Origin of the sequence: Pseudomonas fluorescens Q2-87, assembly GCF_000281895.1 — a bacterium.
Taxonomy (GTDB): Bacteria; Pseudomonadota; Gammaproteobacteria; order Pseudomonadales; family Pseudomonadaceae; genus Aquipseudomonas; species Aquipseudomonas fluorescens_S.
In genome coordinates, this window is record NZ_CM001558.1 from 6,342,700 (window position 1) to 6,368,168 (window position 25,469).

Annotated in this window: 25 protein-coding genes; all 25 read right to left on the reverse strand. The window is 58.3% G+C overall.

Going from position 1 to position 25,469, the window contains the following annotated elements; translation table 11 throughout:
- Positions 1-15 precede the first annotated feature (15 nt).
- The 25 genes from PFLQ2_RS00110 to rpmH all read right to left on the reverse strand — a co-directional run bounded on the left by PFLQ2_RS00110 (position 16) and on the right by rpmH (position 24,922).
- A complete protein-coding gene (locus PFLQ2_RS00110; RefSeq protein WP_003187174.1) occupies positions 16-1,149 on the reverse strand; it encodes an alkene reductase in 1,134 nt (377 codons plus the stop codon).
- A 30-nt stretch (positions 1,150-1,179) separates the two neighbouring features.
- Positions 1,180-2,649: an NAD-dependent succinate-semialdehyde dehydrogenase gene (locus tag PFLQ2_RS00105; protein WP_003187175.1), complete on the reverse strand. Its 1,470-nt coding sequence runs from the start codon at positions 2,647-2,649 to the stop codon at positions 1,180-1,182.
- 106 nt (positions 2,650-2,755) lie between these two features.
- The gene (locus tag PFLQ2_RS00100; protein WP_003187177.1) at positions 2,756-3,445 is read right to left on the reverse strand and encodes a type 1 glutamine amidotransferase domain-containing protein; all 690 of its coding nucleotides are present in this window, start codon (positions 3,443-3,445) and stop codon (positions 2,756-2,758) included.
- Positions 3,446-3,810: 365 nt separating this feature from the next.
- On the reverse strand, positions 3,811-4,413 hold the full coding sequence (locus PFLQ2_RS00095; protein ID WP_003187178.1) for a TetR/AcrR family transcriptional regulator: 603 nt from the start codon (positions 4,411-4,413) through the stop codon (positions 3,811-3,813).
- A gap of 179 nt (positions 4,414-4,592) precedes the next feature.
- A complete protein-coding gene (gene glmS / locus PFLQ2_RS00090) occupies positions 4,593-6,425 on the reverse strand; it encodes a glutamine--fructose-6-phosphate transaminase (isomerizing) (protein ID WP_003187180.1) in 1,833 nt (610 codons plus the stop codon).
- A 1-nt stretch (position 6,426) separates the two neighbouring features.
- A complete protein-coding gene (locus tag PFLQ2_RS00085; protein WP_172680647.1) occupies positions 6,427-7,206 on the reverse strand; it encodes a DeoR/GlpR family DNA-binding transcription regulator in 780 nt (259 codons plus the stop codon).
- Between the two features lie 248 nt (positions 7,207-7,454).
- Positions 7,455-8,822, reverse strand: a complete 1,368-nt coding sequence (gene glmU / locus PFLQ2_RS00080) for a bifunctional UDP-N-acetylglucosamine diphosphorylase/glucosamine-1-phosphate N-acetyltransferase GlmU (RefSeq protein WP_003187184.1) — start codon at positions 8,820-8,822, stop codon at positions 7,455-7,457.
- A gap of 114 nt (positions 8,823-8,936) precedes the next feature.
- Positions 8,937-9,362 (reverse strand): F0F1 ATP synthase subunit epsilon, encoded by a 426-nt coding sequence (locus tag PFLQ2_RS00075; protein WP_003187185.1) that lies wholly within the window; start codon positions 9,360-9,362, stop codon positions 8,937-8,939.
- Between the two features lie 45 nt (positions 9,363-9,407).
- The gene (gene atpD, locus PFLQ2_RS00070; RefSeq protein ID WP_003187186.1) at positions 9,408-10,784 is read right to left on the reverse strand and encodes a F0F1 ATP synthase subunit beta; all 1,377 of its coding nucleotides are present in this window, start codon (positions 10,782-10,784) and stop codon (positions 9,408-9,410) included.
- 27 nt (positions 10,785-10,811) lie between these two features.
- Complete coding sequence (gene atpG / locus PFLQ2_RS00065; RefSeq protein ID WP_003187188.1) at positions 10,812-11,672, reverse strand: F0F1 ATP synthase subunit gamma; 861 nt, start codon at positions 11,670-11,672, stop codon at positions 10,812-10,814.
- Positions 11,673-11,722: 50 nt separating this feature from the next.
- Positions 11,723-13,267: a F0F1 ATP synthase subunit alpha gene (gene atpA / locus PFLQ2_RS00060; protein ID WP_003187190.1), complete on the reverse strand. Its 1,545-nt coding sequence runs from the start codon at positions 13,265-13,267 to the stop codon at positions 11,723-11,725.
- 21 nt (positions 13,268-13,288) lie between these two features.
- Positions 13,289-13,825 carry a F0F1 ATP synthase subunit delta gene (locus PFLQ2_RS00055; RefSeq protein WP_003187192.1) on the reverse strand — a complete coding sequence of 179 codons (537 nt, stop codon included), beginning with the start codon at positions 13,823-13,825 and terminating at the stop codon, positions 13,289-13,291.
- A gap of 12 nt (positions 13,826-13,837) precedes the next feature.
- Positions 13,838-14,308: a F0F1 ATP synthase subunit B gene (locus PFLQ2_RS00050; protein ID WP_003187193.1), complete on the reverse strand. Its 471-nt coding sequence runs from the start codon at positions 14,306-14,308 to the stop codon at positions 13,838-13,840.
- A 58-nt stretch (positions 14,309-14,366) separates the two neighbouring features.
- The gene (atpE, locus tag PFLQ2_RS00045) at positions 14,367-14,624 is read right to left on the reverse strand and encodes a F0F1 ATP synthase subunit C (protein ID WP_003097235.1); all 258 of its coding nucleotides are present in this window, start codon (positions 14,622-14,624) and stop codon (positions 14,367-14,369) included.
- A gap of 132 nt (positions 14,625-14,756) precedes the next feature.
- Positions 14,757-15,626, reverse strand: coding sequence for a F0F1 ATP synthase subunit A (atpB, locus tag PFLQ2_RS00040; protein WP_003187195.1), 870 nt, complete (start codon positions 15,624-15,626; stop codon positions 14,757-14,759).
- A 16-nt stretch (positions 15,627-15,642) separates the two neighbouring features.
- On the reverse strand, positions 15,643-16,050 hold the full coding sequence (locus PFLQ2_RS28310; RefSeq protein ID WP_033046359.1) for a F0F1 ATP synthase subunit I: 408 nt from the start codon (positions 16,048-16,050) through the stop codon (positions 15,643-15,645).
- Positions 16,051-16,198: 148 nt separating this feature from the next.
- Complete coding sequence (locus PFLQ2_RS00035; RefSeq protein WP_003187197.1) at positions 16,199-17,071, reverse strand: ParB/RepB/Spo0J family partition protein; 873 nt, start codon at positions 17,069-17,071, stop codon at positions 16,199-16,201.
- Between the two features lie 9 nt (positions 17,072-17,080).
- On the reverse strand, positions 17,081-17,878 hold the full coding sequence (locus PFLQ2_RS00030) for a ParA family protein (RefSeq protein WP_003187199.1): 798 nt from the start codon (positions 17,876-17,878) through the stop codon (positions 17,081-17,083).
- Between the two features lie 18 nt (positions 17,879-17,896).
- Positions 17,897-18,532 (reverse strand): 16S rRNA (guanine(527)-N(7))-methyltransferase RsmG, encoded by a 636-nt coding sequence (gene rsmG, locus PFLQ2_RS00025; RefSeq protein WP_172680648.1) that lies wholly within the window; start codon positions 18,530-18,532, stop codon positions 17,897-17,899.
- Positions 18,533-18,537: 5 nt separating this feature from the next.
- The gene (mnmG, locus tag PFLQ2_RS00020; RefSeq protein WP_003187201.1) at positions 18,538-20,430 is read right to left on the reverse strand and encodes a tRNA uridine-5-carboxymethylaminomethyl(34) synthesis enzyme MnmG; all 1,893 of its coding nucleotides are present in this window, start codon (positions 20,428-20,430) and stop codon (positions 18,538-18,540) included.
- Positions 20,431-20,996: 566 nt separating this feature from the next.
- Positions 20,997-22,367, reverse strand: coding sequence for a tRNA uridine-5-carboxymethylaminomethyl(34) synthesis GTPase MnmE (gene mnmE / locus PFLQ2_RS00015; RefSeq protein ID WP_003187203.1), 1,371 nt, complete (start codon positions 22,365-22,367; stop codon positions 20,997-20,999).
- A gap of 79 nt (positions 22,368-22,446) precedes the next feature.
- On the reverse strand, positions 22,447-24,129 hold the full coding sequence (gene yidC / locus PFLQ2_RS00010) for a membrane protein insertase YidC (protein WP_003187204.1): 1,683 nt from the start codon (positions 24,127-24,129) through the stop codon (positions 22,447-22,449).
- A gap of 2 nt (positions 24,130-24,131) precedes the next feature.
- Positions 24,132-24,377, reverse strand: coding sequence for a membrane protein insertion efficiency factor YidD (yidD, locus tag PFLQ2_RS29255; protein ID WP_010465488.1), 246 nt, complete (start codon positions 24,375-24,377; stop codon positions 24,132-24,134).
- Entirely contained in the window at positions 24,370-24,771 is a 402-nt protein-coding gene (rnpA, locus tag PFLQ2_RS00005) for a ribonuclease P protein component (protein ID WP_003187205.1), read from the reverse strand. The genes yidD and rnpA overlap by 8 nt, the downstream gene beginning before the upstream one ends.
- A 16-nt stretch (positions 24,772-24,787) precedes the next feature.
- Positions 24,788-24,922, reverse strand: a complete 135-nt coding sequence (gene rpmH / locus PFLQ2_RS29260; protein ID WP_003213577.1) for a 50S ribosomal protein L34 — start codon at positions 24,920-24,922, stop codon at positions 24,788-24,790.
- Between the last annotated feature and the right edge of the window lie 547 nt (positions 24,923-25,469).

Sequence of the window (25,469 nt, forward strand, 5' to 3'; positions counted from 1 at the left end):
ACCTTTTTCTTTACGTCAAATTTCAGAGCAAGCATACAGCGGGTAGTCCGTGAAGCCTCGCTCACCGCCGCCATACAGGTTAGCGGCGTCCAGGGCATTGAGTGGCCAGCCCTTCTCGATGCGCTGGGGCAGGTCGGGGTTGGCGATAAACGGCCGGCCGAACGCAATCAGGTCGGCCAGGCCCGCATCCACTAGACGCGCGCCACGCTCGGCGGTGTACAGGCCTGCATACAGGATGCGGCCGCTGAAGGTGCTTCTGACCTCCCGGCGAAACGCGTCAGGCAGGTCTGGGGCATTCGGCCAGTCGGCTTCGGCAATCGACAGGTAAGCGATACCTGCTTGTTCCAGCACTTTGATCGCCTCGATATAGGTCTGATGCGGATCATCCTCGACGAAGCCGATATACACCCGATCTTCATCGGTACTGGTGAACAGCGGCGTGAAGCGTACCCCGACGCGGTCAGGTCCAACCACGGCGCTGACGGCTTGCACTACTTCGCGCAGGAAACGCAGGCGGTCATGCAGCGAACCGCCGTATTCATCGGTGCGCTGGTTGGCGTGGGCGGAAATGAACTGGTTGACCAAATAACCATTGGCCGAGTGAATCTCAACGCCGTCGAAACCGGCGCTGAGCGCATTGCGTGCCGCCTGGGCGTAGAGCTCGACCAGCGCCTTGATTTCCGTCACGGTGAGCTCCCGTGGCAGGGACGGTTCGACCAGGGTGCCGATACCCGGGGCCGTTTCAATGAAGGCTTTGGCCTTCCGGGCCTGGATCGCCGACGGCGCGACGGGTGCGGCATTGTCCGGTTGCAGGCCGGTGTGTGAGACCCGGCCGACGTGCCAAAGCTGGGCGAAAATCACGCCGCCTTCTGCATGTACCGCGTCGGTGACGGTGCGCCAGCCGTCGATCTGCGCCTGGCTGTAGATCCCTGGCGTCCAGGCATAACCCTTGCCGCGCGGTTCGATCTGGGTGCCTTCGCTGATGATCAAACCGGCGCTGGCGCGTTGCTGGTAATAAGTAGCCATCAGGGCCGTTGGCACGTCGCCGGGCTGGCCGCTGCGCTGACGCGTCAGGGGCGGCATGACGATGCGGTTTTTCAGTGTCAGCGGCCCGAGGGTAGTCGGTTCAAACAGGAAGTGGTGTTGCATGATTCGATTCCTTTTTTGCATCAGTCGGGCTTACAGACCGCCTAGGCTGAGGTACTTGAGGTTCAGGTATTCATCCAGGCCGTGGCTTGAGCCTTCACGACCAATGCCGCTGTCCTTGACCCCGCCAAACGGGGCTTCCACGGTGGTGATCACCCCGGCGTTGATGCCGACCATGCCGCTCTGCAGGGCACGGGATACGCGGAAAGTGCGCGCCAGGTCACGGGTGTAGAAGTACGCAGCGAGGCCGAATTCCGAGGCGTTGGCGGCGTCGATAGCCTCTTGCTCGGTACTGAAGCGCAACAGCGCGGCTACCGGGCCGAAGGTTTCTTCGTGGGCGATGAGCATGTCGGCGGTGGCGTCGGCGATCACGGTCGGCTCGAAGAAGGTCGCGCCTAGCGCATGGCGTTTGCCGCCGAGTAATACGCGTCCACCTTTGGCTTGGGCATCTTGAACGTGGGCTTGGACTTTGCTGACGGCGGCCTGGTTGATCAGCGGGCCTTGTTCGACGCCGTCCTCGAAGCCGTTACCGACCTTCATCTGGCGCACGCGGTCGGTCAGGCGGCGGGCGAATTCGTCGTAGATGCCGTCCTGCACGTAGAAGCGGTTGGTGCATACGCAGGTCTGGCCGCTGTTGCGGAATTTTCCGGCGACGGCGTTTTCCACGGCCAGGTCCATGTCGGCATCGTCGAAAATAATCGTCGGTGCGTTGCCGCCCAATTCCATGGAGAGTTTTTTCATGGTGTCGGCGGATTGTTTGTAGAGCAGCTTGCCCACACGGGTCGAACCGGTGAAGGTTATTTTGCGCACCAGAGCGTTGGAGGAGAACTCTCCACCGACGACGGCGCCGTCACCGGTCACGACATTGACCACACCGGCGGGAATCCCGGCTAGCTGGGCCAGTACGCCATAAAGCAGGCCGGAAAATGGTGTGAACTCGGATGGCTTGATGACGATGGTGCAACCGGCGGCAAGCGCCGGGGCAATTTTGCGCGATAGCATGGAAAATGGGAAATTCCACGGTGAAATCGCGCCTACTACACCGACGGGTTCACGGGTAACCAGGATCTGGCGGTCTTTCCAGGGCGACGGAATGATCTCCCCATTGATGCGCCGTGCTTCTTCGGCAAACCACTGGATGTAATCGGCGCCGAGTTTCATTTCGTTGCGTGCTTCGGCCAGCGGCTTACCTTGTTCAAGGGTGAGCATGCTGGCGAGAATGTCGATGTTGTCGCGCACGATCTGCGCCATGCGGCCGAGAAAGCCTGCACGTTCTGCGGCGGTGGTCATCGACCAGGCGCTGAAGGCATCTTGTGCGGCATCGATGGCGCGGCGCGTTTCAGGGGCCCCCACCCATGGGATCTGGCCAATCTGGGCTTCGGTGGCCGGGTCAATGACGCTATAGACGTTGGCGTCATCCGCCGCCACCCATTGTCCACCGATGTAGTTGGCTTCCTTCAGCCAGCCAGCGGCTTTGATTTGCTCCACGTTGAACGTTGTCATGGTGTCTCCAGAGGTTGAGTGGCCTGCACCGAAGCCCCGGCGGGGCCTGCGGATGGGAATAGGGAATAGCGACGGGAGATGTTCGAGTCTCCCGTCAGCGGCGAGCTCAAGCGTTGGATTGGTTCAGTTTGGCGATCAGGAGTTGGGCGGCTTCGGTGGACGAACCCGGGTTCTGGCCGGTAATCAGCAAGCCGTCGCTGACGACGTAGGAGGACCAGTCAGCGCCCTTGGAGTACATGCCACCGTTGGCGATCAGCATGTCTTCAACCAGGAAGGGCACGACGTTGGTCAGGCCTACGGCTTCTTCCTCGGTATTGGTGAAACCGGCGACTTTTCTGCCTGCAACCAGTGGCGTACCGTCTGGATTTTTCACGTGGCGCAGCACGCCGGGAGCGTGGCACACCAGGGCAGCAGGCTTGCCGGCGGCCAGGAATGCCTCGATCAGTCGGATCGACTTCGGATCTTCAGCCAGGTCCCACAGTGGGCCATGGCCGCCTGGGTAGAACACTGCGTCGAAATCATTCTGGGAGACGCTGTCCAGTCGCACGGTGTTGGCGAGCTGGGCGGTGGCCGCGGCATCGTTCTCGAAGCGGCGGGTCAGGTCAGTCTGGAACGATGGCTCATTGCTCTTCGGGTCCAGCGGTGGCTGGCCGCCTTTGGGCGAGGCCAGGACGATTTCGGCGTTGGCCGCGAGAAAGGTGTAGTAGGGGGCCGCCAGTTCTTCCAGCCAGAAACCGGTCTTGCGGCCAGTGTTGCCCAGGGTGTCGTGGGAGGTCAGCACCATAAGAATTTTCATGTTAAGCATCCTGTTTTCAGTTTGGGGTCGTGGGGTCGCAATAAATGAAGCAATTTAATTAGACTGGTCGTCTACAAACCGGGCAGCAAAAAGAGCGATGGGGAGATAAAGGCCAGCTTGGTACGGGTGCTCATCGCTGTAACCTTTGCCGGGGTGAGTGAATGTGCGACTACAGTATCTACGATTAGACCAGTCGTCTAGTAACTTTTTAAAGTTTTTTAACGCGGCGCTTCTCAGGGGTTTTTCCAAGCGAGGAAAGGCTGCGAAAAAAGCGGCGGATTTATGTTCGAGGAGGATTGCGGGGGTGCTAAAGCAACGTGAGCGGTGCAGCGCCGCGATAGGCGATACACCACTCACGCCATGAATCAGGATAGGTTGAGAATCTGGCGGGTCGTGGCCATCGCCGTCTCGAAGGGCTGAACACTTTTGGTAATTTTCACCATGACGCTGGCGCCAAGCCACAATTGATAAAGGCTTTGCGCAACATTGTGAGGCGTACCGGTGACCGCCAAGGAACCTTCAGCCACACCGATTTCAATCCCGTTCGCAAGGCGATCGATAATCCCGGATGTACCGCGCTTGAGCACGGCACGCATGGTTTCCGAAAGATCGGCAACTTCCACGCCCAACTTCACGGCAAGGCACTTGCCCTGGCAATCCTGGAAGGACTGGGTGTCCTGCCAGATCTGGAAGTAGTTCTGCAGCCGCTGCGCCATTGTCTGGTTGGGCTGGGCGAGCGTCTGGTCGATGTCGTCGAGGTACGCCTCGAAATAGTTTTCGAGCAGGGCTTCGCCAAACGCGTCTTTGGAGCCGAAGTAGTGATAGAAGGAACCCTTCGGCACACCGGCAGTGGCCAGGATCTCGTTCAAGCCCACGGCGGTATACCCTTTGGCAGCCATGATTCGCTGGCCTACATCAAGGATTCCCTGGCGGACGTCGGATGTTTCGCGGGTCTTTGGAGTGTTCATGGGAGGATGGTAGTCGTTTGTAGTTGATCGGTCTACTAGGCGCCCTGATTCTCCACACACACCATGCGGCTGGGTTTAACAGCCGAGGGATCGATCGATCCCTGGCCGTTTCCAACAGTATTTAATTTTCCAGCGACACGTCTAAATCCAAAGCCAGGGCTTGGATCAGGCGGTGCGACTCACTCCACCGTCACAGACTTCGCCAAGTTACGCGGCTGGTCGACATCGGTGCCCTTGAGCACGGCAACGTAGTACGACAGCAATTGCAGCGGGATGGTGTAGAGAATCGGCGACAGGATGTCGTGGATGTGCGGCATGTGCACCACGTGGGTGCCTTCGCCATTGGTCATGCCGGCTTTCTCGTCAGCGAACACAATCAACTGGCCGCCACGGGCGCGCACTTCCTGCAGGTTGGACTTGAGCTTTTCCAGCAGCTCGTTGTTCGGCGCCACGGTGACCACCGGCATGTCGTTGTCCACCAGGGCCAACGGGCCGTGCTTGAGTTCACCGGCCGGGTAGGCCTCGGCGTGTATGTAGGAGATTTCCTTGAGCTTCAAGGCCCCTTCCATCGCCACCGGGAATTGCGCGCCACGGCCAAGGAACAGGGTGTGGTTCTTCTCGGCGAACAGCTCGGCGATTTTCTCCACGGTGCCGTCCATCGCCAAGGCCTCGCCGAGGCGGGCCGGCAGGCGGCGCAGTTCTTCGACCAGCTTGGCCTCGACGCCCTCGCCCAGCGTGCCGCGTACCTGGCCCAGGGACAATGTCAACAACAGCAGGCCCACCAACTGCGTGGTGAACGCCTTGGTCGACGCCACGCCGATTTCACGGCCGGCTTGGGTCAGCAGGGTCAGGTCGGACTCGCGCACCAGCGAGCTGATCCCCACGTTGCAGATCGCCAGGCTGGCGAGGAAGCCCAGCTCCTTGGCGTTGCGCAGGGCAGCCAGGGTGTCGGCGGTTTCGCCGGACTGGGAGATCGTGACGAACAAGGTGTCTGGTTGCACCACCACCTTGCGATAGCGGAACTCGCTGGCCACTTCGACCTGGCACGGAATGCCCGCCAGCTCTTCCAGCCAATAACGGGCGACCATGCCGGCGTGATAACTGGTGCCGCAAGCCACGATCTGCACGTTACGGACCTTGGCGAACAGTTCGGCCGCTTGTGGACCGAACGCCTGGACCAGCACCTGACTTTGGCTCAGGCGGCCTTCCAGGGTACGTTGCACCACGGCCGGTTGTTCGTGGATTTCCTTGAGCATGAAGTGACGGAATTCGCCTTTGTCGGCCGCTTCGGCACCGTCGCGGTACTGAACGGTCTCGCGTTCCACAGCTTTTCCATCGATGTCCCAGATCTGCACGCTGTCACGGCGAATCTCAGCGATGTCGCCTTCTTCCAGGTACATGAAGCGGTCCGTGACCTGACGCAGCGCCAACTGATCGGACGCCAGGAAGTTCTCCCCCAGGCCCAGGCCAATGACCAACGGGCTGCCGCTACGGGCCGCCACCAAGCGATCGGGCTGTTTCGCACTGATGACCGCCAGGCCATAGGCACCGTGCAGTTCCTTGACCGTTGCCTTGAGGGCGACGGTCAGGTCCACCAAGTCCTTGAGCTTGTGATTGAGCAGATGGGCGATGACCTCAGTGTCAGTGTCCGAAGTGAACACATAACCGAGCGCCTTGAGTTGTTCACGCAGGGCTTCGTGGTTTTCGATGATGCCGTTGTGCACCACGGCCAGGTCGCCGGAGAAATGCGGGTGGGCGTTACGCTCGCATGGGGCGCCATGGGTGGCCCAGCGGGTGTGGGCAACGCCGAGGCGACCCACCAGCGGTTCGGCGTCGAGCGCCTGTTCAAGCTCGCTGACCTTGCCCGGGCGACGCATGCGCTCAAGCTTCTCGTCGTTGGTGAATACCGCCACACCGGCGCTGTCGTAGCCGCGATATTCCAGGCGCTTGAGGCCTTCGAGCAAGATTGCTGTGATGTTGCGTTCAGCAACGGCGCCGACAATTCCACACATGCTATTTCTCCTGGCTGACAGGCGCGCAGATCACGGTGATGCCGCGGGCCTGAATCTGATCGCGAGCCTCTACGGGCAGGCGATCATCGGTAATAAGGGTATGGACGCTGCTCCACGGCAGCTCCAGGTTGGGAATCTTGCGGCCGATCTTGTCGGCCTCCACCATCACGATCACTTCGCGGGCCACTTCGGCCATGACACGGCTCAAGCCCAGCAATTCGTTGAAGGTGGTGGTACCTCGAACCAGATCGATGCCGTCGGCACCGATGAACAACTGGTCGAAATCGTAGGAACGCAGGACCTGCTCAGCCACCTGCCCCTGGAAGGACTCGGAATGAGGGTCCCAAGTGCCTCCGGTCATCAACAGCACCGGTTCGTGCTCCAGCTCGCTCAAGGCATTGGCTACATGCAGGGAGTTGGTCATCACCACCAGGCCCGGCTGCTGGCCGAGCTGAGGAATCATGGCCGCCGTGGTGCTGCCGCTGTCGATGATGATGCGCGCATGTTCGCGGATCCGCTGCACAGCGGCCCCGGCAATGGCTTGTTTGTACTTGGAAACGGTTTGCCCGTTATCGGCCACCAACTCCTGCGGCATGGGAACCGCGCCACCGTAACGGCGCAGCAGCAGACCATTGGTTTCCAGGGCGGCGAGGTCCTTGCGAATCGTAACTTCCGAGGTTTCGAAGCGTTTGGCCAGCTCATCCACACTGACTTCGCCCTGCTCTTGGAGCAGCGCTAGGATGTTGTGGCGGCGTTGTGGCGTGTTGCGCTTCGACATGATGGCTTAAGTTTCGATTCGAAAGATAACGTAAGCAATCAAAACCTATTGTGGAGAAGTCGTCAAGGCGCAAGGAGAAAAATTCAGAAAGGAGATTCCCTAGGGATTTAGGCTGGGCACAGAACTCAAGTACACCTAGAACCCCTGTGGGAGCGGGCTTGCCGCGAAAGCGGCGGCACATTCAGCATCAATGTAGCTGAACCACCGCATTCGCGAGCAAGCCCGCTCCCACAGGACAGCTGTGGATAACTTTAAGGCTTCTTGATCTTCACAGGCCGCTTCCAGCCGTCGATGTTGCGTTGACGGGCGCGGGCCACGGCGAGTTGCGACTTATCCACATCCTGATTAATAGTCGAACCTGCCGCCGTGTTTGAGCCATCACCGATGGTCACGGGCGCAACCAGCGAGTTATTGGAACCGATGAACACGTCTTCACCAATGGTCGTCTGGTACTTGTTGGCCCCATCGTAGTTACAAGTGATGGTTCCGGCACCAATGTTGGTGCGGGCGCCGATTTCAGCGTCGCCCAGGTAAGTCAGGTGGCCGGCCTTGGCACCTTCGCCCATATGAGCATTCTTCAGCTCGACGAAGTTACCCACATGGGCCCGAGCCTCCAGCACAGTGCCGGGACGCAGGCGCGCGAATGGGCCGGCATCGCTGCCCTCGCCCATGATCGCGCCTTCGAGGTGACTGTTGGCCTTGATCACCACGCCTTTGCGCAAGGTGCAGTCCTTGATCACGCAGTTCGGGCCGATGGCCACATCGTCTTCAATGACTACCTTGCCTTCAAGGATGACATTGATGTCGATGACCACGTCGCGCCCCACGCTGACCTCACCGCGTACGTCGAAACGGGCCGGATCGCGCAAAGTCACGCCCTGCGCCATCAGGCGGCGAGCGGCCCGCAGTTGATAGTGGCGCTCCAACTCGGCCAGTTGCCGACGGTCATTGGCGCCCTGCACTTCCATGGCGTCCAGCGGTTGCTCGGTGGCGACGACCAGGCCGTCGCTGACAGCCATGGCGATAACGTCGGTCAGGTAATACTCGCCCTGTGCGTTGTTGTTGGACAAGCGACTCATCCAGGCGCCCAGGTGTTCAGCCGGTACCGCCAGAATCCCGGTGTTGCCCTCAGTGATAGCGCGCTGCGCTTCGTTGGCGTCCTTCTGCTCGACAATCGCTGTTACCTGACCATCGGCGTTACGCACGATGCGGCCATAACCGGTGGGGTCGTCCAGCTCGACCGTCAACAGACCCAGCTGTTGCGGCGCAACATGCTTGAGCAGGCGCTGCAAGGTCTCGACTTCAATCAGCGGCACATCACCATAGAGAATCAATACGGTATCCGCCGTAATGAACGGCACGGCTTGGGCCACGGCATGACCGGTGCCCAGTTGTTTGTCCTGCAGGACGAAATTCAAGTCGTCTGCCGCCAGGCGCTCACGAACCGCATCGGCGCCGTGGCCGATCACCACATGGATGCGCTGTGGATCAAGTTGCCGGGCGCTGTGGATAACATGGCCGAGCATGGAGTTGCCGGCTACCGGGTGCAAGACCTTGGGTAACGCCGAACGCATGCGGGTGCCTTGACCGGCCGCGAGGATAACGATTTCAAGAGACATGACTGCTACCAATCCTGGGTGGTCAGCGGCTGCGACCAGATGAAGGGTGTCGGGAAAAGAAAAAAGGGTAGCCGAGGCTACCCTTTTTAATCAATCGCACAGAAAGCAGACGGCTTAGCCGCCGAACTTCTTGCGGATCTGCTGGACGGTACGCAGCTGGGCTGCGGCCTCGGCCAGACGTGCGGCAGCAGAACCGTAGTCGAAGTCCGCGCCTTTTTCGTGCAGAGCCTTCTCGGCGGCCTTGACGGCCTCCAGAGCGGAGGCTTCGTCCAGGTCGGCAGCACGTTGCACGGTGTCGGCAAGAACCTTGACCATGTTCGGCTGAACCTCGAGGAAACCACCGGAGATGTAGAACACCTCCCTTTCCCCGCCCTGCTTGGTCAGAGTAATCGGACCTGGCTTCAAGCTGGTGATCAGCGGTGCGTGACCCAGGGCGATACCAAGATCACCCAGCTCACCGTGCGCAACCACAAACTCGACCAGACCGGAGAAAATTTCCCCTTCCGCACTGACGATATCGCAATGGACTGTCATAGCCATCTGATTGCCTCAACCTAAATTAGCGCCCGTTGCCGGGCGCCGGGATTACAGTTTCTTGGCTTTCTCGATCGCTTCTTCGATGCCGCCGACCATGTAGAACGCTTGTTCTGGCAGGTGGTCGTAGTCACCGTTGAGGATGCCTTTGAAGCCAGCAATGGTGTCTTTCAGGGAAACGTATTTACCCGAGGCACCGGTGAAGACTTCAGCCACGAAGAACGGCTGCGACAAGAAACGCTGGATCTTACGAGCACGGTTTACCAACTGCTTGTCGGCTTCCGACAGCTCGTCCATACCCAGGATCGCGATGATGTCCTTCAGTTCCTTGTAACGCTGCAGCACGTACTGAACGCCGCGAGCGGTGTCGTAGTGCTCCTGGCCGATCACGTTCGGGTCCAGCTGGCGCGAAGTCGAATCCAGTGGGTCTACCGCTGGGTAGATACCCAGGGAAGCGATGTCACGGGACAGAACGACGGTGGCGTCCAAGTGGGCGAAGGTGGTCGCTGGCGACGGGTCGGTCAAGTCGTCCGCTGGTACGTATACCGCTTGGATCGAGGTGATCGAGCCTTGCTTGGTCGAAGTGATGCGCTCTTGCAGCACGCCCATCTCTTCAGCCAGGGTCGGCTGGTAACCTACTGCCGAAGGCATACGGCCCAGCAGTGCGGATACTTCGGTACCGGCCAGGGTGTAGCGGTAGATGTTGTCGACGAACAGCAGTACGTCGTTACCTTCGTCACGGAATTTCTCGGCCATGGTCAGGCCGGTCAGTGCTACGCGCAGACGGTTTCCCGGCGGCTCGTTCATCTGGCCGTATACCAGTGCCACTTTGTCCAGAACGTTGGAATCCTTCATCTCGTGGTAGAAGTCGTTACCCTCACGAGTACGCTCACCCACACCGGCGAACACGGAATAACCGCTGTGCTCGATGGCGATGTTACGGATCAGCTCCATCATGTTTACGGTCTTGCCTACACCGGCACCACCGAACAGACCGACTTTACCGCCCTTGGCGAACGGGCAAACCAGGTCGATAACCTTGATGCCTGTTTCCAGCAGTTCGTTGCCACCCGCCTGCTCAGCGAAGGTTGGCGCAGGACGGTGAATGCCCCAGCGCTCTTCGGTGTCGATCGGGCCAGCTTCGTCGATCGGGTTGCCCAGTACGTCCATGATCCGGCCCAGGGTCGCTTTACCGACCGGTACGGAGATGGCTGCGCCAGTGTTGTTGACGTCCAGACCGCGCTTCAAGCCTTCGGTGGAGCCCATCGCAATGGTACGAACCACGCCGTCGCCCAGCTGCTGCTGAACTTCCAGGGTGGTTTCGGCGCCTTGAACTTTCAAGGCGTCGTAGATGCTCGGTACGCTGTCGCGTGGGAATTCCACGTCGATAACGGCGCCGATGATTTGAACGATACGTCCGCTACTCATAGCTGGATCCTCTGAATATTTGAACCGTTAAACCGCGGCAGCGCCGCCGACGATTTCCGAGATCTCTTGGGTGATCGCAGCCTGACGCGCCTTGTTGTAGATCAGCTGCAAATCGCTGATCAAATCACCGGCGTTGTCGGTAGCGTTCTTCATCGCGATCATCCGCGCCGCTTGTTCAGCTGCGTTGTTCTCGACCACCGCCTGGTAGACCTGCGACTCCACGTAGCGGACCATCAAGCCGTCAAGCAGCTCCTTGGCATCCGGTTCGTAGAGATAGTCCCAGTGGTGCTTGAGTTCCTGTTCCGGGGTTGCCACCAGTGGAATCAACTGCTCCACGGTTGGCTGTTGCGTCATGGTGTTGATGAACTTGTTGGATACCACGGACAGGCGGTCGATCCGGCCTTCCAGGTAAGCATCCAGCATCACCTTGACGCTGCCGATCAGGTCATTGATCGACGGTTCTTCACCCAGGTGGCTGATAGCGGCGACGACGTTACCGCCGAAGTTGCGGAAGAAAGCCGCACCCTTGCTACCAACTACACACAGATCGATCTCGACGCCTTGTTCGCGGTTTACCGCCATGTCCTTGACCAGAGCCTTGAACAGGTTGGTGTTCAAGCCACCGCACAAACCACGGTCACTGCTCACCACGACGTAACCGACGCGCTTGATGGCGCGGTCGATCATGAACGGATGGCGATATTCCGGGTTGGCGTTGGCCAGATGACCAATCACCTGGCGGATGCGCTCCGCGTAAGGACGGCTAGCAGCCATGCGCATTTGTGCCTTGCGCATTTTGCTGACCGCCACTTTTTCCATGGCGCTGGTAATCTTTTGCGTGCTTTTGATGCTCGCAATCTTACTGCGAATCTCTTTTGCGCCTGCCATGTAACACCTATCAGGTTAGCAAGCGGGAGCCTTGCGGCTCCCGCTGCGGCTTACCAGGTTTGGGTGGCCTTGAACTTCTCGATACCAGCCTTGAGGCCAGCGTCGATTTCGTCATTGAAGTCACCCTTCACGTTGATCTTCGCCATCAAATCGGCGTGATCGCGGTTGAAGAAAGCAATCAGCGCTTGTTCGAAGCTGCCGATCTTGGCGATTTCAATGTCAGTCAGGAACCCACGCTCAGCGGCATACAGCGACAGCGCCATGTCAGCGATCGACATCGGTGCGTATTGCTTCTGCTTCATCAGCTCGGTAACGCGCTGACCATGCTCAAGTTGCTTACGGGTCGCTTCGTCCAGGTCAGAAGCGAACTGGGCGAATGCTGCCAGTTCACGGTACTGGGCCAGGGCGGTACGGATACCACCGGACAGCTTCTTGATGATCTTGGTCTGAGCGGCACCACCCACACGGGATACCGAAACACCGGCGTTCACAGCAGGACGGATGCCCGAGTTGAACATGGCCGATTCCAGGAAGATCTGACCGTCGGTGATGGAAATCACGTTGGTCGGAACGAACGCGGAAACGTCGCCAGCCTGGGTTTCGATGATCGGCAGAGCGGTCAGGGAACCGGTCTTGCCAGTCACTGCGCCGTTGGTGAACTTCTCTACGTATTCTTCCGAAACGCGCGATGCGCGCTCCAGCAGACGGGAGTGGAGATAGAACACGTCGCCTGGGTAGGCTTCACGGCCTGGTGGACGGCGCAGCAGCAGGGAAATCTGGCGGTAAGCCACTGCTTGCTTGGACAGATCGTCATAAACGATCAGCGCGTCTTCACCGCGGTCGCGGAAGTATTCGCCCATGGTGCAACCGGAGTACGGTGCCAGGAACTGCAGCGCGGCCGATTCGGAGGCACTGGCAGCAACGATGATGGTGTTAGCCAGTGCACCGTTTTCTTCCAGCTTGCGAACAACGTTGGCAATGGTCGATTGCTTCTGACCGATTGCCACGTAGACGCAGAAAATGCCGCTGTTTTTCTGGTTGATGATCGCGTCGATCGCCAGAGCGGTCTTACCGATCTGACGGTCACCGATGATCAGCTCGCGCTGGCCACGGCCGACAGGAATCATGGCATCGACAGCCTTGTAGCCAGTCTGTACAGGCTGGTCTACCGACTTACGCCAGATCACGCCTGGAGCAACTTTCTCGACCGCGTCGGTCTCGGTGTTGTTCAGCGGACCTTTGCCGTCAACAGGGTTACCCAATGCGTCGACTACGCGACCCAGCAGTTCCTTACCCACTGGAACCTCGAGGATGCGGCCGGTGCACTTGGCGCTCATGCCTTCAGCCAGACTCGTGTACGCGCCCAATACAACGGCACCTACAGAGTCTTGCTCCAGGTTGAGGGCCATACCGTAGACGCCGCCCGGAAACTCGATCATCTCGCCGTACATGACGTCGGCCAGACCGTGAATCCGCACGATGCCGTCAGATACGCTGACGACAGTGCCTTCGTTACGGGCTTGGGAGGTCACATCGAGCTTATCGATGCGGCCCTTGATAATTTCACTTATTTCGGAAGGATTGAGTTGCTGCATTGCTCTGCTGCCCCTTCAAACTCAAGATTTCAATGCTTCGGCAAGTTTCGCGATTTTGCCGCGAATCGAGCCATCGATAACCAGGTCGCCGGCGCGGATTACAACGCCCCCTATCAGGGACTTGTCTTCCTCGACTTGCAGGCGCACTTCCCGGTTGAGTCGTGCACTGAGAACCTTGGCGAGTTTGTCTTGCTGTTCTTGGTTCAATGCAAAAGCACTGGTTACTTCCACGTCTACCGATTTCTCTTGCTCGGCCTTGTACAGGTCGAAAAGAGCGGCGATCTCCGGCAAAAGCGGGAGACGGTCGTTTTCGGCAACGACGTGAATGAAATTCTGTGCCTTGGCATCGAACTTGTCGCCGCACACGTCAATGAACGTGGCGGCCTTTTCTGCGCTCGTCAGTCGCGGGGCCTTGAGCACGCGCTGCATGGTGTCGTCTTGCGACACCGCTGCTGCCAGGCCGAGCATGGCTGACCAATTGGCCAGTTGCTGGTGGGCCTGAGCGTGCTCGAAGGCCGCCTTAGCGTAAGGTCGGGCCAACGTGGTCAGTTCTGCCATGATCGCCCTCGCTTAGATTTCAGCAGCCAGTTGGTTTACCAGCTCTGCGTGCGCGTTTTGATCGATTGTGGCACCCAGGATCTTCGAAGCACCGCCAACGGCCAGAGCACCCACTTGGGCACGCAGCGCGTCTTTGACACTGTTGAGTTCCTGTTCGATCTCGGCTTGAGCCTGAGCCTTCACACGGTCAGCTTCGACGCGAGCCTGTTCACGGGCTTCGTCGACAATCTGGGTACCGCGTTTCTTGGCTTGCTCGATGATTTCAGCTGCTTGAGCCTTCGCTTCGCGCAGTTGCTGACCCACTTTCTCATGGGCCAACTCCAGGTCGCGAGCTGCACGGCTGGCAGCGTCCAGACCATCAGCGATCTTCTTTTGACGTTCGTGCAATGCCGCAATGACCGGAGGCCATACGAACTTCATGCAGAACAGTACAAAAATCAGGAACGCAACGGACTGGCCAATCAGGGTCGCATTAATGTTCACGCCAACACCTCGCAGTTACGTTGTCCATCACACCAATCTACTCGAGACATCCGAGTAATTAGCCAGCGATTTGACCAACGAACGGGTTCGCAAAGGTGAAGAACAGCGCGATACCAACACCGATCATGGTCACGGCGTCGAGCAGACCGGCCACGATGAACATTTTGACTTGCAGCATTGGAACCATCTCTGGCTGACGCGCTGCGCCTTCCAGGAACTTGCCGCCCAACAAGCCGAAACCAATTGCGGTACCCAGTGCGCCCAGGCCGATCAACAGTGCAACAGCGATAGCGGTTAGACCAACTACAGTTTCCATCTTTCCTCCCGACTTTTACGTCGTATGGTTTAGGTTTTTTAGATTAAAGCGGTAAAACAAATCGTTTCATCAGCCCTGGTCGGGCTCCTTCCCGTTTGACCGGGAAGGACATCAGACTAGTCGAGACTGGCCTTAATGGTTTTCTTCGTGCGCCATCGACAGGTAGACGATGGTCAGCATCATGAAGATGAACGCCTGCAGGGTGATGATCAGGATGTGGAACACAGCCCACGCCCATTGCAGGACCACGCCCAGGCCACTGAGCCACAGCAGGCCGCTGCCGAACATCACGGCGATCAGGATGAACACCAGCTCGCCGGCATACATGTTGCCGAACAGACGCAGTGCCAGAGAGATTGGCTTGGCAATCAGGGTCACGAATTCCAGCAGGAAGTTCACTGGGATCAGCAGGGCCTGAACGAGGATGTTCTTGCTGCCGAACGGGTGCAGGGTCAGTTCGCCGATGAAGCCGCCGATGCCCTTGACCTTGATGCTATAGAAAATGATCAGTGCGAAAACCGAGAACGCCATGCCCAGGGTCGCGTTCGGGTCGGTGGTCGACACGGCACGGAACGGGATGTGGTGGTCACCGGAGATGAGGATGGCCAGCTGAGGAATCCAGTCGACCGGTACCAGGTCGACGGCGTTCATCAGGAACACCCACACGAAGATGGTCAGTGCCAGCGGCGCGATGACCGGGCTGCGGCCATGGAAGCTGTCTTTCACGCTGCCATCGACGAATTCGACCAGTACTTCAACGAAGTTCTGCAGTGCACCGGGCTGACCGGAAGTCGCTTTCTTGGCCGCCATGCGGAAAAGAAGCACGAAGATCAGACCCAGTGCGACCGACCAGCCGAGGGTATCGACGTGGAAAGCCCAGAAACCCATTTCCTTGGCTTCTGCAGCGGAGTGGGCAAAGCCCCAGCCGCCGTTGGGTAGCTGACCGAAAGTCAGGTTCTGCAAGTGGTGCTGGATATAGCCCGAAGCGGTTGTCTCTGCCATGGTTGCCTCAAACGCCCTAAGGTCTCGAAAGTCTTGTTCTCATTAGCAGGGGGGAAAACCAGCTGACCAGTTGGGTCAGCACGAAGACGCCGAATACAGCCAGCGGCGCCAATGGCTTCACACCTGCGAACGTCAGTGCAAACAGCACTGCCGTCAAAATCAATTTCCCCGCTTCCCCGGCATAAAACGACCGGACGATAGCCTGGGCTGCTCGGGCGCCGGAAAACCGAAAGGCCCTGTGAGCGAAATAAATATTGGGGAGCAAGGCTATCAGGCCTCCGCAAAGACCTGAGTATCCGGCGACGACTCCTTTCCATTGCCAGAGCGCCAATGTGGCGATCAGTACAACGGCGAATTGGGCCATCAAAACCGGGAAAACTGCCAGGCGATGAAACGGCAAGCGGTTTGGCGTGCGGGTTTCCATCGCTTTTACTCTCCAGTGGTCGGCTGCCATGATTCAATAACTTGGCATAATTTGTGCCGACAAAATGCGCGCAGAGTATAGGGGCGGTTCTGCCCCTATTCAACCTTCGGGTAGTGATTTCCGACTGCGCGCTACAAGAGCAATTGTTTCAGCGAATGTGTGCAAGGACACCCTGCAACTCATCGAGGGAGTTATAGCCAATCACCAGTTGCCCTTTGCCCTTCTTGCCGTGGCGAATCTGCACCGCAGAGCCCAGGCGCTCGGCCAGGCGCTGTTCCAGGCGAGCGATATCAGGATCGGTTTTGGGGGCTTCCACTGGGGCCGGTTTGCCGCTCAGCCACTGACGAACCAGTGCCTCGGTTTGGCGCACGGTGAGGCCCCGTGCGACAACATGTCGCGCCCCTTCAACCTGTTGATTTTCCGGCAAACCAAGCAATGCCCGGGCATGACCCATTTCCAGATCGCCATGGGACAGCATGGTCTTGATGACTTCCGGCAACGCAATCAGGCGCAACAGGTTGGCCACGGTCACGCGGGACTTGCCCACCGCCTCGGCAACTTGTTGCTGGGTCAGCTGGAATTCCTGTTGCAGACGTTGCAGCGCCACTGCCTCTTCGATCGGGTTGAGGTCTTCGCGCTGGATGTTCTCGATCAGCGCCATGGCGATGGCGGTTTCGTCCGGGACGTCGCGGACCATCGCCGGAATGGTTTCCTGGCCGGCCTGCTGGCTGGCGCGCCAGCGACGTTCACCGGCAATGATTTCGAAGCGCCCGTTGGCGATCGGTCGCACCACGATCGGCTGCATCACGCCCTGGCTCTTGATCGACTGTGCCAGTTCTTCCAGCGCCTGCGGGTCCATGTCCCGGCGTGGCTGGTATTTGCCGCGCTGGATCAGGTCCAGCGGCAGGTGTTGCAGCTCACGCTGATCGGCCTGTACCGCCTGTTCTTCAAGCGAGCTGACAGTCGGACCGCTGAGCAATGCATCCAGTCCACGTCCGAGACCTCGTTTCTTGACGGCCATGGGGTTTCCTTAAGTTGGCTGGGCTGCAGCTGTGCGTGGGTTACGGCGCTGACGACGAACCATCTCGCCCGCCAGGGCCAGGTAGGCCAGTGCACCACGGGATTGTTTGTCGTAGGCCAAGGCCGGCATGCCGTAGCTTGGCGCTTCGGCCAGGCGGATGTTACGCGGAATGACCGTGTCGTAGAGCTGCTCGCCAAAATGTTCCTTGAGCTGGGCCGACACGTCATTCATCAGGCTCAGGCGCGGGTCGTACATGGTCCGCAACAGGCCTTCGACTTTCAGCTCGGGGTTCAGCAGCTCGGCGATGCGCTTGATGTTATCCACAAGGTCGCTCAAGCCTTCCAATGCGAAGTATTCGCATTGCATGGGGATAATTACCCCATCGGCGGCCACCAGGGCGTTGAGCGTCAGCATCGACAGCGACGGAGGGCAGTCGATCAGGATGTAGTCGTAGTTTTCCCGGATCGGCGCCAAGGCACTGCGCAGGCGGCTTTCCTTCATCTGCATTTCCAGCAGGACCACTTCGGCCGCCGTCAGATCACGGTTGGCCGGCAGCAGTTGATAACCGCCGTGTTCGGAGAAATGCATGGCCTGACCCAGATCGCATTCACCGATCAGTACGTCGTAGATGGAGTTTTCCAGGCCATGTTTATCCACACCGCTACCCATGGTGGCGTTGCCCTGTGGATCGAGATCGATCAACAGCACCCGACGCTTGGTCGCGACCAGGGATGCTGCGAGGTTGATACAGGTGGTGGTCTTGCCCACGCCACCCTTCTGGTTCGCTATCGCGAATACCTTAGCCATTCTTGCTTGTGTTCCCAATCATGCCGTGCGGCGCAGTATCAGCAGATGGCGTTGGCCTTGGCAACCGGGTACGGCCAAGGCGTGTTCGCTATCGAGGTGGAAGTCTGCCGGCAATGCTACCAGCTCATCGGCCGGATGAACGCCCTTCATTGCCAGCCAGCGCGTGTCGGTGTCGCCCAAGTGGCGTGTCCAGTTGCTAAAATTCTCCATGCTGCTGAATGCCCTGGAGATAATCCCGTTGAACGGCTGCGCAGGCTGGAACGCTTCGACACGGCTGTGGATAACTTGCAGGTTATCCAGTTTGAGTTCGAGTTTGACCTGGGTCAGGAACCGGGTTTTCTTGCCGTTGCTGTCCAGGCAGGTCACTTGCGACTCAGGAAACAGGATTGCCAGTGGGATTCCCGGCATGCCCCCGCCACTGCCCACATCCAGCCAGCGACCGTTTTCGATGAAAGACATGACGCTCAAACTGTCGAGCAGATGCCGGGAAACCATTTCATCTGGATCGCGCACGGCGGTCAGGTTGTATGCCTTGTTCCATTTGATCAACAAGGCCAGATAGCCCAGCAATTGCCCATGCTGGGCTTCACTCAGGCTGACGCCGAGTTGGCGGGCGCCTGTGGATAACTCTTCGGCGTGTTGCGAGGTGACCATCGAACTCAAGCGCTTTGCTCCAACTGACGGCCCGCGCCGCGTTTTTTCAAATGGATCATTAACAGCGAAATGGCCGCCGGGGTTACGCCAGGGATACGCGAAGCCTGGCCCAAGGTTTCTGGGCGCGTCGCTCCGAGCTTGCTCTGGATTTCTTTCGACAATCCGGAAATGCCGGTGTAATCGATATCCACAGGCAGCTTGGTGTCTTCGCTGGCGCGCAGACGGGCGATTTCATCCTGCTGGCGATCAATGTAGCCGGCGTATTTGGTCTTGATCTCGACCTGCTCGGCCACTTGCGGATCTTCCGCGCCCTGGCCGGTGACTTCCACTAGCCCGACGTAATCGATTTCCGGACGGCTCAACAGGTTGAGCAGGTTGTATTCGTGAGTCAGCGGCGTGCCGAATTTGGCTGCAATGGCATCGCCCTGCTCGGTACCGGGACGAACCCAGGTGCTTTTCAGGCGTTGTTCTTCCAGCTCGATGCTCTCGCGTTTCTTGCAGAATGCTGCCCAGCGCACGTCATCGACCAACCCCAGCTCACGACCTTTTTCGGTCAGGCGCAGGTCGGCGTTGTCTTCGCGCAGGATCAGGCGATATTCGGCGCGGGACGTGAACATCCGATACGGTTCCTGGGTACCCAGGGTAATCAGATCATCCACAAGCACACCGATGTATGCCTCATCGCGACGCGGGCACCAGCTGTCTTTGCCCTGGGCGCGAAGTGCGGCATTGGCGCCGGCCAACAGGCCCTGGGCACCGGCTTCTTCGTAACCTGTGGTGCCGTTGATTTGCCCAGCAAAGAACAAGCCGCCGATGACTTTGGTTTCCAGACTGTATTTCAGGTCACGCGGGTCGAAATAATCGTACTCGATGGCGTAGCCCGGTCGAACGATGTGGGCGTTTTCCATGCCGCGAATCGACTGCACGATTTGCAGTTGCACGTCGAACGGCAAGGAGGTGGAAATCCCGTTCGGGTACAGCTCATGTGTCGTCAGGCCTTCGGGCTCGATGAAGACCTGGTGGCTTTCCTTGTCGGCAAACCGATGAATCTTGTCTTCGATCGAAGGGCAATAACGCGGGCCGATACCCTCGATGACGCCGGAATACATCGGCGAACGATCCAGGTTAGCGGCAATGATTTCGTGGGTACGGGCGTTTGTATGGGTAATCCAGCAGCTCACCTGTCTCGGGTGCTGCTCCTTGGAGCCCATGAACGACATCACCGGAATCGGCGTATCGCCTGGCTGCTCGGACATCACCGAGAAATCCACGGAGCGACCATCGATACGCGGCGGGGTACCGGTTTTCAGGCGACCGACACGCAGCGGCAATTCACGCAGGCGCTGGGCCAGGGCAATCGATGGCGGATCGCCGGCGCGGCCGCCGGAATAGTTCTGCATGCCAATGTGGATAAGTCCACCGAGGAAGGTGCCGGTGGTCAGCACCACGGAATCGGCGAAAAACCGCAGGCCCATTTGTGTGACGACACCGCGGACCTGCTCCTGCTCGACAATCAGGTCATCGGCTGCCTGTTGAAATATCCACAGGTTCGGCTGGTTTTCCAGGATCTCGCGAACCGCGGCCTTGTACAGGACGCGGTCGGCCTGGGCGCGGGTGGCGCGCACGGCTGGGCCTTTGCGGCTGTTCAATACGCGGAATTGGATGCCGCCCTTATCGGTGGCCATGGCCATTGCGCCACCGAGGGCATCGATTTCCTTGACCAGATGGCTTTTACCGATGCCACCAATGGCGGGGTTGCAACTCATGGCGCCGAGGGTTTCCACGTTATGCGTCAGCAACAGGGTCTTTGCTCCCATGCGTGCTGATGCAAGTGCTGCCTCGGTACCGGCATGACCGCCGCCGATGACGATCACTTCAAAACGGGAAGGGAAATCCACCACGCACCTCGTGCCTGCTTAATTCAGGTAATTCGGGAATTAGGTTTTGGGTTCGGCCCTGGGTGTCTTTCGAGCCAGGTCGGCAAGTATAGGGACTTCGCCCCTCCTAAAGAACCCTTTGGACAAAATTTAACCAGCTGTGGAGAACTCGCGGTTAAAAAAATAAAAAAGAAAGAAATTTATAAAATCTTTGTTTTTATGTTTATTCTTACTGAGGCACCTTTCTGTGGATAAAGCGCTGTAGCCCTTTATTTTCAGTATGTACAGAGGTTCAAAACCCTGTGTTCAGGTGGCAGTGAGTGGCTTGGATAACCGGTGTAAGCCTGTGGATGAATGACGATGTTATCCACAGAGGCGATTATCTTCAGTTTTGAAGGGGGTTTATCTACTGACCTCAAGGCCAGTTATTCACAGGTCTTAATCCACAAGCAGCAGCCCAATGGGGACACCGTAGCGTCCATAGGCACGCCGCCATCAAGGGCAATCGTTTAAAAAAAGAAAGGGGAGGAACCGGGTTTGCGTTGCGCTCGATAGTTTCGAGAACAAACCCGGTTGCAAAGGTGGTGTTATTTACCGATGCAAAAGCTTGAAAAGATTCGGCCCAGCAAATCATCAGAGCTGAAAGCGCCGGTAATTTCACCAAGGGACTGTTGCGCCAGTCGAAGGTCTTCGGCCAACAGCTCACCAGCCCCCGCCAAGGTCAGCTGCGCACGACCGTGTTCCAGGGCTGTGCTGGCGTGACGCAGAGCCTCTAGATGCCGCCGACGGGCGCTGAAGCTGCTTTCCGAGGTTTGCTCGTAGCCCATGCAGGCCTTGAGGTGTTCGCGCAACAGTTCCAGACCCTCACCTGCCGATTTGGCGCTGAGGCTGATAGTCACGTGGCCATCGTCGCTGATTTCCAGGACGATTGCTTCACCGGTCAGGTCCGCCTTGTTGCGAATCAACGTAACCTTTGCCGGATCCGGGCGCACTTCCAGGAATTCGGGCCACAAGGCGAAGGGATCATCTGCTTCCGGCGAGGTGGCATCCACTACCAGCAACACCCGGTCGGCTTCACCGATGGCCTTCAATGCCCGCTCGACGCCAATCTTTTCCACCTGATCGTCAGTGTCCCGCAGGCCTGCGGTGTCCACCACATGGAGCGGCATCCCGTCGATGTGGATATGTTCGCGCAAGATGTCTCGGGTAGTGCCGGCAATTTCGGTAACGATGGCTGCCTCACGGCCGGCCAAGGCATTCAGGAGGCTGGATTTGCCCGCGTTTGGTCGTCCAGCGATTACCACGGTCATGCCATCGCGTAACAATGCACCTTGCCCTGCTTCACGCAACACTGTGGATAACTCATCGCGGATCTTGTCGAGCATGCTCAACACATGGCCATCGGCGAGGAAGTCGATTTCCTCTTCCGGAAAGTCGATTGCGGCCTCGACGTAGATGCGCAGGCCGATCAATTGCTCGGTGAGGTTATGCACACGCTGCGAAAAGGCGCCCTGCAAGGAGCGCAGCGCGTTGCGCGCGGCCTGTGCAGAGCTGGCTTCGATCAAATCGGCGATGGCTTCAGCCTGGGCCAGGTCGAGCTTGTCGTTAAGAAACGCCCGCTCGCTGAACTCCCCGGGCCGAGCCAGGCGACAACCGAGTTCAAGGCAGCGCTTGAGCAGCATGTCCAGTACGATCGGTCCGCCGTGCCCTTGCAGTTCGAGCACGTCTTCGCCAGTGAAAGAATTCGGTCCCGGAAAATACAAGGCCAGGCCTTCATCCAACACTTGCTGGTCATCACTGAAAAACGGCCCGTAGTGAGCAAACCGCGGCTTGAGTTCACGACCGCTGATCGCCTTGGCCGCAACACCGGCCAAGGGCCCCGAAATACGGACAATGCCGACGCCCCCGCGACCTTGGGCGGTGGCAACGGCGGCAATGGTTTCACGCGGTGCGTTCATAAACCGGTATCCAGACAAAAGTGGTAGATAGCAAAACGCCCCACTAGGGGGCGTTTTGTGTGGTTATCCACAGAGCAAGTTACGCCTCGGCTTTTTTCGTAGCCGCTTCGATCTTACGCGTGATGTACCACTGCTGAGTAATGGACAACACGTTGTTCACAACCCAGTACAGCACCAGGCCAGCTGGGAACCACAGGAAGAAGAAGGTGAAGATGATTGGCATCATTTTCATGACCTTCGCCTGCATTGGGTCCGGAGGCGTTGGGTTCAGCTGCTGCTGGATGAACATGGTCGCGCCCATGATGATCGGCAGGATGAAGAACGGATCCTTGATCGACAGGTCGGTAATCCACAGCATGAACGGTGCCTGACGCATCTCCACGCTTTCCAGCAGAACCCAGTACAGCGACAGGAACACCGGCATCTGCACAAGAATCGGCAAGCATCCACCCAACGGGTTGATCTTCTCTTTCTTGTACAACTCCATCATGGCTTGGGACATTTTCTGCCGGTCATCGCCATGTTGCTCTTTCAGCGCAGCCAGTTTCGGTGCCACTGCGCGCATGCGCGCCATGGATTTATAGCTGGCAGCCGACAGCGGGAAGAAGATCCCTTTGATCAGCATGGTCAGGAAGATGATCGACCAGCCCCAGTTGCCGACGATGCTGTGGATATGTTGCAGCAGCCAGAAGATTGGCTGGGCAATGAACCACAGGAAACCGTAGTCGACGGTCAATTCCAGACCTGGGGACAACTCTTTCAGCACCGCCTGGCTTTTAGGGCCGGCATACAGAATGGCGCTGGTTTCGGCTTTTGCACCTGGCGCGGCAGTCAATGTCGGGCCGGTGTAGCCGATGATGAAGTTGCCTTTGCTGTCTTTACGCGTCTGGACGATGTTGCTGTCGCCCTTCTGCGGGATCCAGGCGGTTACGAAATAATGCTGCAGCCAGGCAACCCAACCACCTTGGACGGTTTCCTTGAGCGGTCCCTTGTTCATGTCCTTCATGGACACTTTCTTGTACGGCTCCGAACTTGTCCACAGGGCAGCGCCCAGGTAAGTCGCGGTGCCGGTAGCAGTGCTGGAAGAAGGATCGTCGCTGGCGTCACGCTTGAGTTGGGCAAACATCGCGCCGGACCATGGCTGGGCGCTCTGGTTGTCGATCAGGTACGAGACGGTGACGTCATACAGGCCGCGTTTCAAGGTGAAACGCTTGATGTAGTTGACGCCGTCCTGGCTGAACTTCAGGTCTACGACCAGTTGGTCCTGACCGTCAGCCAGTTGATAAGTCTTCTTCTCGGCGGAGTACACAGGGCGACCGGCCGGGCTTGCATCCGGACCATTGGTGCCGATCAGGCCACTTTGGGCCAGATACGTGCGCTCGTTACCGTTGTCGAACAACTGGAACGGGATTTCCGGATGATCCTGGCGGCGCGGATACAGCGGCAGCTTCAGCTGGGCGACGTCACCACCTTGTGGATCGATGGCCAGCTCGAGCACGTCCGTCTTGATCTGGATAAGATCTTTGCTCGCAGCCACTGGGGCTTCGGCAGGAGCGCTGGTATCGCTTGCCGCGCGCGGGATATCGTCATTGCCAGCGGTGCTATTGGCAGTTGGGACATCCGGCAGGCTCGGTGCGGTATTGCTGGCTGCAACATTCTGAGTCGGCAAGGCAGCCTGGCCATAGTCCTGGTTCCATTTAAGGACCATGACATAGGACACGATTGCCAGGGCGACGATCAGGATCGTGCGTTTGATATCCATGATTACTCGGCCATCGAAGAAGAACGGGAGGTAGGGATAGGCGGAACCGGGTCATAACCGCCGGGATTCCACGGATGACAGCGACCTAAACGACGAAAGGTCAGCCAGCCACCGCGCAGAAGGCCATGATTTTCTATGGCTTCGTACGCGTAGCAGGAACAGCTGGGGTAGAAACGACAGTGACTGGCCATCAAAGGACTAATGGCATAGCGATAAAACTGGATCGGAACGAGTGCCAGTTTACGCATCGGGACTGTCTACCCCTACAGTTTCGGTGTTGACTGCTGGTACTGGCTTGCTGCGTGCCAGACGCTTCCAGAGCTTGCCGAAATGCTGAATCAATTCGGGGTTTTCTACATCACCCAAACCTTTGCGCGCGACGATAACGATGTCCCATCCGACCAGTGAATCCTGGTTCAGGCGAAACGATTCGCGCATCAGACGTTTGAGGCGATTGCGCTCAACGGAGAGCTTGACGCTCTTTTTCCCGATAACCAGCCCTAGTCGGGGGTGATCGAGATCGTTGTTGCGCGCAAGGAGCAGGAGATTTTTCCCCGGAACCTTGCCGGTAGGGGAGTCAAAGACTGCCTTGAAATGCCGGGGTGTAAGCAGACGCTTTTCCCGACTGAAGTCCTGACTCACCTCCAGTGCCGGATTATCAAACTGCCAGACGCGCACGACCTTTGGCGCGACGACGCGACAGGACGGCACGACCGTTCTTGGTAGCCATGCGAGCACGGAAACCGTGGGTACGAGCGCGTTTGATAGTGCTTGGTTGGAAAGTACGTTTCATGTCGTGTTACCTGGTTCGTCCACAACGGGCCGGAATGGCCCCCGTTTTAAGAGACCGGGGATTCTAGAGAAAGCAAGCCTCTAGGTCAATTTCCAACCAGCGTTTCCTTTAAATAGATATCCGCTCCCCTGGTTGCCTTCGTCACGCAACGCTAGATATAGAAATAAAGAAGGGAATTATTTAAAGCTTTTCTGTAAAGCTTATAAAAGCAAGGCCGCCATCCTTCTGTGGATAACTGCCTTGGGCCCAGGTATCACGCTGTGTACAGAGAATGACAACTACGGGGGAAAGCGGTGGCAAGCCTGTGCCGCGCTGTCGGATAAGCTGTGTGTGGAAAGGGTAGTTATCCACAGTCGGGTTATCCACCGACTTCAACCCCCACTTGTACAACGAGCTCATGGGGGGTTATCCACAGAGCTTATCCACCGACCGCCGGTCGGCTTTCTTTCTGTTAAGACATTGATAAATCATGGGCGAACAGCAACCTGCATGTGGATAAGTGGGCGCCTGCTCGCTACAATGGCCGCTTGTTTTTGCCTCACCGGCT